The organism is Variovorax sp. EBFNA2 (assembly GCF_033802765.1).
GTDB lineage: Bacteria > Pseudomonadota > Gammaproteobacteria > Burkholderiales > Burkholderiaceae_C > Variovorax > Variovorax paradoxus_H.
This window is the reverse complement of the sequence record NZ_CP138497.1, coordinates 689,794-703,088: the sequence shown is the minus strand read 5'-3', so window position 1 is coordinate 703,088 and position 13,295 is coordinate 689,794. Positions and strand designations below refer to the sequence as shown.

The window sequence follows — 13,295 nt, the reverse complement described above, 5'->3', positions numbered from 1 at the left end:
TGGCGGTTGACCCCGGTGCCGAACGTCCAGTCAGCAGGACACCGATGATTGCGAACATGGCTGACGACGATTCCGCAGATGCTTCGAACCGCCTCGACGAGCACGCGCGCGCCTGGGTGCGCAAGCTGAGCTCGGGCGCGGCCACGCGCAAGGATGCTCGCCTGCTCGCGCAGTGGTGCGCGCGCAGTGCCGGCAATCGCGAAGCCTTCGAGCGCGCCAAGCGAGAGTGGCAGGCGATCGAAGGCGTCGCCCAGGCGCACCGGCGGCTCTTTCCCGAGGCCTCCGTCGCGTCCGCACGAACCGCCGGGCACCGCATCGCGTCCGTCGACATGCGCCGGCGCGGGCTGCTCGGCGCGGGTGTCGTTGCCGCGGCGGCGGCTGCGGCCGTGGTGCATCCGCCATTGGCGCTGTGGCCCTCGTGGTCGGAGCTGGCCGCGGACTACCGCACCGGCACTGGAGAGCAGGCCACCGTGGCGCTGGCCGCCGAAGTGGAGCTCACGCTCAACACCCAGACGAGCCTTGCGGTCCAGGGCGGCGGCCCGACCGGCGGGGGCGAGCGCATCCGCTTGGTCGCCGGCGAGGCCATCGTGCGACGCGGATCTGGCGCACCCCACGTCGAGCTGCTTGCCGGCGACGCGCGCATCGTGCCCGGCGTGGGCGACGTGGCGGTGCGGCGCCAGGGCGAGCGCTACTGCGTGAGCTGCATCGAGGGCCGCGCCGAAGTTCGGCATCCCGTGCGCACCATCGCGCTGCGCGACGGCGAGCAGCTGTGGTTCGGCGCGCGCGACATGGCACCTGTGGCACAGGCGGACATGGGCCAGACCCAGGCCTGGCGCCGCGGCGAACTGGTGTTTCGCGCCACGCCGTTGAGCGAGGCGGTGCAGGAGATCAACCGCTACCGCAGCGGGCGCGTGGTGCTGGCGAGCGATGCGCTCGCGGGCCGCCGTCTGAGCGGACATTTCCGGATCAGCGCGCTCGACGAGGCCATCGCGCAGATCGAAGCGCTGTTCGAAGCACGCGCCACGCGGTGGCCGGGCGGAATCGTCGTGCTGGCCTGAGCGGTGCGCGGTACGCCCGCGAAAAAAAGTCGGATTCCCTTGGCGGGTCTTCGCGGCCCCAACGTCTAGGTCTAGACCCCAACGCCGACGACGCTTTACACACGGACCCGCCACCATGTTCTCGACCCCGCGAGCCGCCACAGGCCGAACCCCGCCGCCCCCCCGTTCCCGCAGCCGCCACGCGCAGCCGCTGCACCCCGTGGCTTGGGCGGTCGCCGGCCTCGCGATGGCACTGGCCGGCGGCCACGCGCAGGCGCAGCGCGCCTTCAGCCCTGGCTGGATGGCGCAGAAGAACATGGCACAGGCCACGGCCGCCGCCACCGGCCGGCTGCCCAATGGACAACCCGCGGCGCTGTCGACCAGTCCGCAGGCGCAGCAGCAACGCGCCAATGCCGAACTGCAGCGTTCGCTGGACAACCTGCAGCTCGCAGCGCGTGGCATCGCAGCCCAGCAGGCGGCACAGATCGCAGCGCGGCATGCGGCGCAGGGCGAAGCCTCGGTCTCCGACGGCCTGGCCGAAGGCGGCCTGCGGGTGGACGGCAACAGCCTCAGTGCGGGCTGGCTCAACGCACAGGCGCCGCAGCAGACGCAGGCCAACGGCCGCGCCACGGTCGCCATCCGCCAGACCGGTGACCGCGCCATCCTCAACTGGGAGACCTTCAACGTCGGGCGCAACACCACCGTCGAGTTCGAGCAGCATCCCGACTGGGCCGTGCTCAATCGCGTCAACGATCCGCAGGCGCGGCCCAGCCGCATCCAGGGCCAGATCAAGGCCGACGGAACGGTGCTGATCGTCAACCGCAACGGCATCGTGTTCGGCGGCACCAGCCAGGTCGACACGCGCAACCTGGTGGCGGCCGCGGCGCACATCGGCGACGAGCAGTTCAGGAAGAACGGCATCTACAGCACGTCGTCCGGCGGCCAGCCGCAGCCGGTGTTCACCGAGGCGCTCGGCAAGGTCGAGGTGCAGGCCGGTGCACGCCTGGCCACGCGTGCGAGCACGTCGGTCACGCAGGGCGGTGGCTACGTGCTGCTGCTCGGTCACGAGGTCGAGAACGCCGGCAGCATCGCCACGGCGCGCGGCCAGACGCAGCTCGCGGCCGGCGACAGCTTTGCGATCCGCAAGGGCGTGGGCACCGAAGGCAACACCTTCTCGACGACGCGTGGCAACGAGGTCGCGCCGCAGTTCGCGCCCGACAGCACGGCGGGACGGGTGCGCAACAGCGGCCTGATCGTCGCGACCGAGGGCGACATCACGCTGGCAGGCCGGACGGTGCGCCAGGACGGCGTGGCGCTCGCCACCACGACCGTCAACACGCGCGGGACGGTGCACCTGCTGAACTCGGCGGCCGATGCCAAGGGACGTGTCGCTGTCGGGCGCGAGGCGGTCACCGCCGTGCTGATCGACGCCGACGACCGCTTCAGTGCGCTCGACAGCCAGCGCGAAGCGCTTGTCGGCGAATCGGCGGCGCTCGACCGGCTGCGCACGCTGGCCACGCCCGGCGCCTTCGACAACCTCTCGCGCCTCCAGGACCGGCGCGACCTGTCGCGCGTGGAGGTGACCGCTGGCAGCGACGTGCATTTCGAGGACGGTGCGCTGGTGCTGGCAACCGGCGGCCAGATCGCCGTGAGCGCGCAGCGGCGGGTCCTGGTGGCGAAGCGGGCGCGCCTGGATGTGTCCGGCGCCGTCGGCGTGGACGTGGCCATGGAGTCCAACAACGTCCAGGTCAACATCCAGGGCAACGAGCAGCGCGACGCACCATTGAACCGCGACACCGGCAAACTCAACAACGCCAACGTCTGGATCGACCGGCGCCGCCTGTCGCACGTGCCGGCAAAGCCGGGCGTGTACGACCGCGACCGTTTCTACACCGCCGGCGGCCTGCTCGAGGTCGGCGGCTATCTGGGCAACCAGCCGCACGGCATCGGTGAATGGATGGCACAGGGCGGCACCGTGTCGCTCAGTTCGCCCGAGGTGGTGACGCAGCGCGGCTCGCAGATCAACCTGTCGGGCGGCTCGATCGACGTGCGCACCGGGTACCTGAATCAGAGCTGGCTCAGGGGCAGCGACGGGCGCCTGCATCGGCTCGACCGCGCACCCGCCGACATGGCCTTCGAGGGCGTGTACCGCGGCTTCGAGGACGCGCATGCGCGTTGGGGAAAGAACACCACCGGCTACTTCTACAACCCGCTGATCGGACCGCAGCGCCAGCTGGAAAACGGCTACACCGTCGGGCGTGACGCGGGCCGGCTCGTGGTGAGCGCCCCCACGGCGGTGCTCGAGGGTGACATCGACGCGGCCGTCTTCCGCGGGCCGCGCCAGACGCAGGCGCGAGGCGCCGCCCAGGACGGCTACCTGCAGTCGCAGGTCGCGGTGGCGCGCGCCGGCACGCTGGCGCTGCGCCGCACCGGCGGCGTGGGTGCCGATGGCGCCTTCGATACCCAGGTGCGCATCGGCGAGGTCGAGGACATCGCCGATGCGCTCGGCGCCGATCCGTTGGCCGCGCTGCCGGCCGCCCGCACCGGCACCGCGTTCCTCGACGCCGCGCGGCTGTCGGGCTTCGGCCTGGGCGGCCTGGAGATCGTGGCCAACGGTGACGTGCGCATCGAGCGCGCGCTGCGGCTGGCCGATGGCGGCCGGCTCGAGATCATTGCGCCCGCCACGCGCATCGAGGCCGATGTGGTGGCGCGCGCCGGCAGCATCTCCGTGGGCAATGTGGCGCCGGTGCTGACGACCGGCTCGCCCACGGGCGGCCAGTTGCTGCTGCGCGACGACGCCTCGAGCTTCGTGCTCGCCGCGGGTGCGCGGCTCGACCTGCGCGGCCTGTGGACCAACCAGCAGCGTGACGGCTGCGACATCGACGGCGAGGCGGGCGTCGCCTTCGTCGACGGCGGCAGCCTCTCGGTGCGCATGGCGCGCGGCGGCATTGCGCTCGAGCGCGGCAGCCTGGTCGACGTGTCCTCGGGCGCCACGCTGGCGCGCGACGGCCGGCTCGCGGGCGGGCACGGCGGCAGCGTGAGCCTGGTGGCCGGTGCGCCATGGGTCGAGTCCAATGTCGAGGAGAACCCCGGCAGCGCGCTGCTGCGCATCGATGGCGAACTGCGCGCCAGCGGCGTGCTCGGCGGCGGCACGCTGACGCTGCAGTCGCCGGCCAACGTGCTGTTCGGCGCCGACGCCTTTCTCGAGGGCGGCACCCTCGCGGCCGGCACGCCGCTGCCGCTGAGCGTGGTGCTCGCGCGCGACGTGCACCTCGGCGCCGGCGAACGGCTGCCGGTGCGCACCTCCACGCTGCTGTCGGTGTCGGTGCAGGACGTTGCGCTGCCGTCCACCCTGAGTCCGACCAATGCCGCGCCCATCGTGACCGGGGCCGACTGGGTGCTGCCGCAGGACGTCTCCATCATCACGTCGCAGGGCCTTCTGCCTGCGGGCAGCGCCGTGCCGGCCGGCACCCGCATCGAAGCCTTCAACGGGTCGCTGCCGCCGGGCACCGTGCTGCCCTCGGCCGTGTTCCCGAGCGGCGTTCCGGTGGCGCCCTATGTGCTCACCCAGGAAGCGGGCGAGCGCTCGGCCATCGCGGTGGCCTACCGCGCGGGACGCGTGATCGAGCGCGGCGCGTATTTCAGCGAGACGGTCTCGTTCGCGCCGGCGCTGCGGCTGGACCCGGCGCTGCTGCACAGCGGCTTCTCGACATACCGGCTCACCAGCTTTGGCGGCCTGCGCGTGCGCGACGATCTCGCGCCGCGCATGCCGGTGCTGCGCGCCGCGGCCGATGCGCCCGAACTGGCGAGCGGCACCGACACCGCGCGCGTGCTCGAGCGCTGGCTGCCGCCGCTGCACGCCGAGGACGCGGCGCACCGCCGCATGACCACCCGGGCCGGCGCCGACCTGAGCCTGCACGGCGCGCAACTCGAACTCGCGCACGGCGTTCAGATCGACGTCGACCCGGGCCGGCAGGCACGGCTCGTGGCCGAGGGCCAGCTCACGGTGCAAGGCCGGGTGAGCGCGCCCGGCGGCGACATCGTGCTGGCCAGCGCGGCCACGCGAGGCACGACCGATCCGAGGCTCGCACCGATCGGCACCTCGATCTGGATCGGCGCCGATGCGGTGCTCGATGCGGCGGGCCGCGCCCATGTCGCGATCGACGGCGATGGCCTGCGCTACGGCATCGCACCCGACGGCGGCTCGATCCGCATCGGTCTGGAGGACGACACGCGCGCGGACCGCGACTACCTGAAGACCACCGGCATGCATGTCATCGTGCGACCCGGCGCGCAACTCGACGCCTCGGGCGCCTGGGCCGAGGTCGACCTCGCGCCGCGGAACCTGCCACCCGGCAGCGCGCGTGTCCAGGGGCTGGCCGGCGACGGCGGGCTGATCCGCATCGGCTCGTCGCGCGGCATCTTCAACGACGGGCGGCTGCGCGCTGCCGCGGGCGGGGAGGGGGCGGCCGGCGGCACGCTGAACCTGGTGCTCGAGAACCCGCTGAACAACGCGCACCGCGTGCAGGTCCTGACGCTGGCGCAGGAGCGCGCCGCCAGCGGCGCGGCGGCCGACCTGCGCCCCGGTCAGGCGCACGGCTCGCTGATCGACGCGCACGCGCGCCTGAGCGCTGAAGAGGTGCGCGCCGGCGGCTTCGGCACGCTGGCGCTGTGGAGCCGCGACGTCTTCAGCATCGACGGCGACCTCGACCTGCAGCTGCCGCAAAGCCTCGTGCTGCAGCGCGGCGCCTTCGCCAGTTCGCCGGCCGCACCACCCGCGCGGGTGCGGCTGGCCGCGCCCTATGTGCTGCTCGACGGCAAGGTCGACATTCCGGTGCAGCAGAACGAGTTCCAGTCGGGCCTGGTGCCGAGCGGCACCTCCACCTTCAACACGGGTCGACTCGAGATCGAAGCCGACCTCATCGACGTTCGGGCCGACACCCTGTTCGGCGCAGTCGGCGTGAGCCAGGCGATGCACTTCACGCCCCACGGCGGGGTCATCGAAACCCGCCCGCTGGACTTCCATGGTTTCGACGAAGTGCAACTGACCAGCCGCGGTGACGTGCGTTTCACGAACGGCCTGCTCGACACGGGCGGCAACCTCACGGTGACCGCAGCCCAGCTCTATCCGACCACCGGCGCCAGTGGCGACCTGCGCGTGGCGCTGCGCGCCGTGCCGGGGCAGAACAACACCTTCGACCCGGCGCGGCGGCTCACGATCCGGGGCACCGGCGCGGCGCCGGCGATGCCGGCCTCGGTCTTCGGCACGCTGACGCTGGCGGCCGCGACCATCGACCAGGGCGGCGTGGTGCGTGCACCGCTGGGCACGATCACGTTCGGCACCCAACCGGCGTTCGGCATCGGGTTGCCGCCGCTCAGAGACCTGGTCTTCGACGTGCTGCTGCGCGACGGCAGCCTCACGTCGACCAGTGCGGCGGGCCTGGTGATGCCCTATGGCGGCACCGTGGACAACTTGCGCTATGCCTACAACGGCGACACCGTCGAGTACCTGCCGCTGGCAGCTGCGGTCGGCCGGCCCGAGGACTATCCCCGGCGCAGCGTGCGCCCCGGCATCGCCTTCGGCCAATCGCGCATCGCGGCCGAGTCCCGGGCGGTGCTCGATGTCTCGGGTGGGGGGCGACTCACGGGCGCGGGCTTTTTCACCGGCCGAGGCGGTTCGGTCGACGTGCTGCGCACGCCGCTGATCGACGCCAACCCCACGTACGCTTTCAGCAGCGCAGGCGCCGGGGTGTACGCCCTGGTGCCGTCCTTCGCAGGCGCCTACGCGCCGGTCAGTCCCGATGCCGGCGCGGGCATGCCGCACATCGGCCAGCAGATCACCTTCGATGCGCCGGTGGGGGCGCTGCCCGCGGGCACCTACACGCTGATGCCCTCGACCTATGCGCTGCAGCCCGGCGCCTGGCGCATCGAACTCGGCGCGCAGGGCTCGTCGGGCCCGTTCGAGGCCCTTCGTGCCAGCGGTTCGGTCCGCGCCAGCGGCTATCTGGGGATCGCCAACACCACTGTGCGCAACGCACTGCCCACAGCTGTCACGCTCACGCCGGGTCGCGCGGTGCGCAGTCTGTCGCAATACAACGAGGCGAGCTACGCCGACTTCGCGCTGGCGCGCGCAGCCACTTTCGGCGAGGTGCGCCCTCGGCTGGAGCGCGATGCGCAGAGCCTGCACATCGACACCGGCAGCGCGACCGGCCGCGTGCTCGTCTTCGAGGGCCGGGCGAACCTGCAGCGCGAAGCGGGCGTACATGGCGCGCTCGACGGCAACCTGTTCCTGACGGGCCGGCGACCCATGGAGGTGGTGGCACCGGACGCGGCGGGCACGCCCGGCTTCGCCACCGTCGACGCGCGGCAGCTTTCCGCCTTCGATGCGGGCACGCTGATCGTGGGCGGCGTGTACGGCCTGGGCAATGTCTACGTCGTCGTGGAGCAGGCCCAGGTGCAGGTCGGCCCGCACGTGGTGATCACCGGCGCCGAGCAGGAGACGATCGCCGTACGCAGCGGCGCCCGGCTAGCGGCGGGCCAGGTCTTCCTGGCCGGCCACGACGTGCGCGTGGAGGGCGGCGCGCTGATCGACACCACGCGCAGCAGCACCGTGGGCTTCGACTCGACCGACGGCTACGTCTACCTCGATTCGGCGAGCAACGGCGCGAACGCGATCCTGGCGGTGGGCAACGGTGTCTACAACTTCGCGCCGCCGCAGGGCGATGCCTCGCAAACCCAGGGCTCGATCTCGATCGAGGACGGCGCGATGCTGCGCACCCGCGGCACCGTCAGTTTCCTCAGCAGCGGCCCCGTGGTGCTCGGCGAGGCGCAGATCAACGCGCGTTACCTCAGCATGGCAGCGCCCACCATCCAGGTGGGCACGCGCGAGTCCTTCGCTGCGGCCGAGGCGCAAGGCGCCATCGGCCCCGGCGTGCGGCTGAGCCGGGAGATGCTCGAGCGGCTGCTGCGGCCCACCGAACCGGGCCAGACGCCGATCGAGCAGCTCTCGCTGACGGCGGGCAACTCGCTCAATTTCTTCGGCAGTGTCGACCTCGACCTGCGCGCGGCGCGCGGGGAGGGCGGCGCTCCCGCGCTGCTGCTGCTGAACACGCCGGCGATCTACGGATGGGGCACGGCCAGCGACAGCGCGCGCATCACCACCGACACGCTGATCTGGAACGGTCTGTCGACCGGCACCGGTGCGCCGGAGTCGCCCTTCGCAAGCCGTGCGCCCGGGGCCGTGGCGCCCGGCGGGGCGGGCACAGGCGCCGGCAGCCTGGTCGTCGATGCGCGTCGCATCGAATTCGGCTATGGGCCGCTGCAGCGGGCACAGGACCAGGCAGCGCTCGAGCGCCAAGTCCTTGGCTTCTCGAACGTCGCGCTGCAGGCCAGCGAACGCATCACGGCCAACCGGCGCGCCACGCTCTCGGTGTACCGCGAAGGCACCGACCCGGCCGCCCGCAGCGGCGGCGACCTTGTGCTGAGCGCACCGCTGCTGACCGGCGAGGCCGGCTCCTTCATGAGCTACCGCGCAGGCGGCGCGGTGCGCGTGACGGCCCCCGAAGGCGCCCGGCCCACCGCCGGCGCCGCGCATCTGGACGCGCTCGGCGCCGAAGTGCGTCTGGCCGGAAGCTCGATCGCACTCGACACCGCCGTCGCATTGCCAAGCGGCCGGCTGGTGCTCGAGGCGCAGCGCGACATCCGGCTCGGCGACGGCGCGGCGATCGACCTGGCGGGCCGCGCGCTCGCTTTCTTCGACGTGACGCGTTCCAGCAGCGGCGGCGACCTGCTCATCGAGTCGGCCGAGGGCGTTGTGGCGCAGGCCGCGGGATCGCACATCGATGTCTCGGCGGCCGGCAAACCGGCCGGTTCGATCCGCGTCACGGCCACCGGCAGCGACGGGCGCGTGATGCTCGCGGGTCGTTTCCTCGGTGCTTCGCCGCTGGCGCGCGAAGCCGGCAGCATTGACGTGCGCGCCCGTGTGCTCGACGACTTCGCCGGGCTCAATGCACGCCTCAACGAAGGCGGTGTCTTCGGCGGTCGCAGCTTCGTGGTGAAGACGGGCGATCTCACGATCGGCGACGAACTGCGAGCAAACCGCATCGAGGTGTCGGCCGACGGCGGGCAGCTCGTCGTGAACGGCCGCATCGACGCGAGTGGCGAGGACGTAGGCTCGATCCGCCTTGCGGCGCGCGACGACCTCGTGCTCGCGCCCGGCGCGGTGCTCGACGCGCGCGGCACGCGGCTCGCGCTCGACGGGCGCGGGCAGCCGATCGAGGCTTCGAACCGCGCACAGGTCGAACTGGGGTCTTCGTTCGGCACTGTCAGGCTGGGGGCGGGAACGGTGATCGACCTGCGCGCAGCCGACACGCTGGCGCGAGGCCGGCTCGAGATCAATGCGCCTCGTGTGGGCACCGACAGCGTGGCAGTGGACGCCGCCGCCGGCCTCGCGGTGCGCGGCGCACAGAGCATTGCGGTCAACGCGTTCATGCACGACACGCCGGCCGACGCCGTGGTCGATCAGGCCTTGCTGGACCGGCTGCACGCGCGCAGCGCCTCGTTCATCGATGCGGCCAATGCCAGCGGCGCCACCCAGGCGCGCTTGGCGGGCCTGGGCGCGCAGGGCGACGCCTTCCACTTGCGGCCGGGCATCGAGCTGCGCAGTGCGGGTGATCTCGCGGTGCGCGGCGAACTCGATCTCTCGGGCCATCGTTACGGCCCAGGCGCCGACCCCACGCTGCGCGGCTCGGGCGAGCCGGGCGTGCTGGTGCTGCGCGCCGGCGGCAACCTGGTCGTCAATGGCAGCATCTCCGACGGTTTTGCGCCGCCGCCCGACACGCCCGATGACTTCGGCTGGAGCGAACGCCCCACCGGCCAGGGCCGCATGATGGCAGTGGCCGACATGCTCGCACCCGACATGCGCTCGTGGTCGATGCGGCTGGTGGGCGGTGCCGACCTCGGCGCGGCCGACACGCGCACGCTGATGGCGGCCTCTCGGCTCGGCGCGCGCGGCGACCTCCTGCTCGACGACCCCCACCAGGCCTCGACGCAGGTCTCGCCCGAGGCCGCGCTGTCGGTCATCCGCACCGGCACCGGCTACCTCGAGTTGCTGGCCGGCCGCGATTACCGGCAGAAGACGCCATTCGGCGTCTACACCGCCGGCACCCAGATCGGCGGCAGCCAAGCCTGGGACCTGCCGCGCGCCACGAGCGGGGACGGTTCGGTGCTCGGCGGCTACCCCGATTACGAGGCGACGCTGAACGCGCGCCGCATGTTCTTCACCCAGGGCGGCGGGGACCTGCTGCTCTCGGCCCAGGGCGACGTGCGCGGCTTTGCCATGGGCGACTCGGGCAACCTGAAGTGGACCAATGACATCGGCCGCTGGCTGTGGCGCCAGGGCGGGAGCGAGCTCGGACAACGCGCGGCGTGGGGCATCAACTTCGGCCAGTACGTCCTGTCGCCGCTCACAGGGGCGATCGAGCTGGCGGGCTTCAGCGGGGTGGGCACCCTGGGCGGTGGGCATCTGACCGTGCGCGCGGGCGGCGATGCCGGCTCGACCTCCCACCTGGGCCCGAACGACTTCGCCGCCACCACCAGCGCGCTCGACCTGTTCGTCGCCTCCAGCGGCCGCGTGGGCGACGACGGCCGGCTTGCGGTCTCCGGAGGCGGGCGTCTGAGCCTGGACGTCGGCGGGCGCATCAACACCGGCCTGGACACCGGTGACGTGCCGATCACCACCGGGCAACTGGTCAACCTGCGCGGCGATACCCGGGTGCGTGCCGGCACGGTCGGCATGACGCTCGAATCGGGCTACGGCCTGAAGCCTGACGGCGATCCTCGCGCGGCGGACGTCTATGCGCCCCGCGAACGCCTGAGCTTTGGCGGACTCAATCTGCTGGTAGGCGACGGCACGATGGCGATCGAGGCGCGTGGCGACCTGGCCGTCGTCACGGCGCGCGATGCCGGCCGGCTACCGCTGCGCGGCGGCGAGACGCAGGCGATGGTTGATGGACAGGACGGCTCCGCCGTCAGTTCTTTCACGTTGTGGACAGACCGAAGCGGGCTGGAACTCTTCTCGAGCGGCGGCGACATCCGCCAGCGCCGGTTGCTGACGCTGCAGTCCGATCCGGTGCGCTACGACGCGGGCCGCCTGTCCGCGATCGCCGCCAACGGTTCGATCGGCGTGGACATCAGCCTGGCGCCATCGCGCCAGGGGCACCTCGAACTGTTTGCGCGCGACCATGTGCTTGGCCAGGCGACGATGTCCAGCGGATCGAGCGAGTCGCTGGCCACGCCGCTGCGCCCGCTGTGGCTGCTCAGTGCGTTCGGCACGCCCATCGCGAGCAACTACTACACGTCGATGGACCGGCCTTCGCACGAGGCCGATTCGCCCTACGAAGCGCTGCTCGAAGGCGGCGTGCTGTTCGGCCACGGCGTGGACCGCGCGACGCTGCTGCACGCCGCGGCCGCAGATCCGATCCGCCTGTATGCCCTGCGTGGAGACATCGTGGCCAGCACTGGCCGCCGACGGGCGTTGACCGGACCGGCAGGCAACGAAATAGAGCCCTACTACATCGCGGCCAGGCCGGTGCAGATGCGGGCCGGGCGCGACATCCTCGCCAGCGGCTATGTCTCGCACAGCGCGGCGACGGACGTCTCGGTGCTCGAGGCGGGGCGCGACATTCTCAACACCACGGTCGACGTGGCCGGCCCGGGGCTGCTGGAAGTCGCGGCGGGTCGCAACTTCCAGCAGGGCCTCGCGGCGGCGAACTCGAGCGCGACGTCGACCGTGCGCAGCATCGGATCGATCGTCGAGGGCGACACGCGGCCCGGCACCTCGATCGTGCTGGCGGCCGGCATGGGCGCTGCCGGGCCCGACTACGCTGGCTTCGCCGCCCGCTATCTCGATCGCGCGAACCTGGCCGATGCGGGCGCGCCGCTGGCCGATCAGCGCGGCAAGGTCGCGAAGACGTACGAAGACCGGCTGTTGGCGTGGCTGCGCGAACGCTTCGGCTACGACGGCGGCCCCGAGGGTGCGCTCGCAACCTTCCTCGCGCTGCCGCGCGAGCAGCAGGGCGTGCTGGTGCGCGAGGTGTTCTATGAGGAACTGCGCCAGGGCGGACGCGAATACAACGACCCCGACAGCCGCCGCGCGGGCAGCTATCTGCGCGGACGCGCGGCGATCGCCGCACTGCTGCCGGGGCGCGAGCCCCCCGGTGGCGGAAGCATCGTGTTCCAGGGCAGCGCGGGCGTGCATACCCAGTTCGGGGGCGACATCCAGGTGCTCGCGCCCAGCGGCGGGCTCACGCTGGGTGCGAACGGCGTGCTGCCGCCACCGAGCACCGGCTTGCTCACGCAGGGCGAGGGAAAGATCGAGATCTACACGCGCGACAGCGTGCTGCTGGGCCTGTCGCGCATCATGACCACCTTCGGCGGCGGCATCCTGGCCTGGTCGGCCCGGGGGGACATCAACGCGGGGCGCGGCAGCAAGACCACGCTGGTCTACACGCCACCCAAGCGCGCTTACGACGCGCTCGGCAATGTCCGCCTGTCGTCCAACGTGCCCAGCAGCGGAGCGGGCATCGCCACCTTGGCACCGATCGCCGAGGTGCCGCCGGGCGACGTGGACCTGATCGCGCCGCTGGGCACCATTGATGCAGGCGAGGCGGGCATCCGCGTTTCAGGCAGCGTGAACCTGGCCGCGCTGCAGGTGGTCAACGCGGCCAATGTCCAGGCCAAGGGCGAGTCGAGGGGGCTGCCGGTGGTCGCGGCGGTCAACGCGGGCGCGCTCACCAGCGCCAGCGCGGCCGCTTCGCAGGCCGCCATGGCTGCGCAGGACACGGTGCAACGCGAACGCACTGCGGCACGCCAGGCGCTGCCATCGGTGTTCACGGTGCGCGTGCTGGGCTTCGGCAACGAGCCCATTCCCGGTGCACCGGTCAGCAGCGAAAGCGCGGGACCTCAACGCACGGGCTACCGCAGCGACAGCGCGGTGCAGGTGCTGGGCGATTCGGCGATGGGGCCTGCCGAGCGCAACCAACTCACGCCGGCGGAGCGGCGCACGTTGGGGCGCTGAGAACGACAGACGCCGGCCGCGCGCTGCGACTTGCGTCCTGCATCGACCGGACGAGTTCGGTTGCGGTCGCTGCGGCGGGGCAGGGAGCGGGGCGTACGCCCCCGAGGCCGGCTTGCCCCGTGCACCCTGCGTGGCCCGCGTGGCCTGCCCCAAGTCTGGGATCTTCACCCATGCTGAACGGG

The 13,295-nt window shown here is 72.3% G+C and carries 2 protein-coding genes; both read left to right on the top strand.

Features of this window, described 5'->3' with window-relative positions; translation table 11 throughout:
- Window positions 1–56: 56 nt before the first annotated feature.
- Window positions 57–1,058, top strand: coding sequence for a FecR domain-containing protein (locus tag RZE79_RS33710; RefSeq protein WP_319361781.1), 1,002 nt, complete (start codon window positions 57–59; stop codon window positions 1,056–1,058).
- A 115-nt stretch (window positions 1,059–1,173) separates the two neighbouring features.
- Complete coding sequence (locus RZE79_RS33705) at window positions 1,174–13,113, top strand: filamentous haemagglutinin family protein (RefSeq protein ID WP_319361780.1); 11,940 nt, start codon at window positions 1,174–1,176, stop codon at window positions 13,111–13,113.
- The last annotated feature ends 182 nt before the right edge of the window (window positions 13,114–13,295 follow it).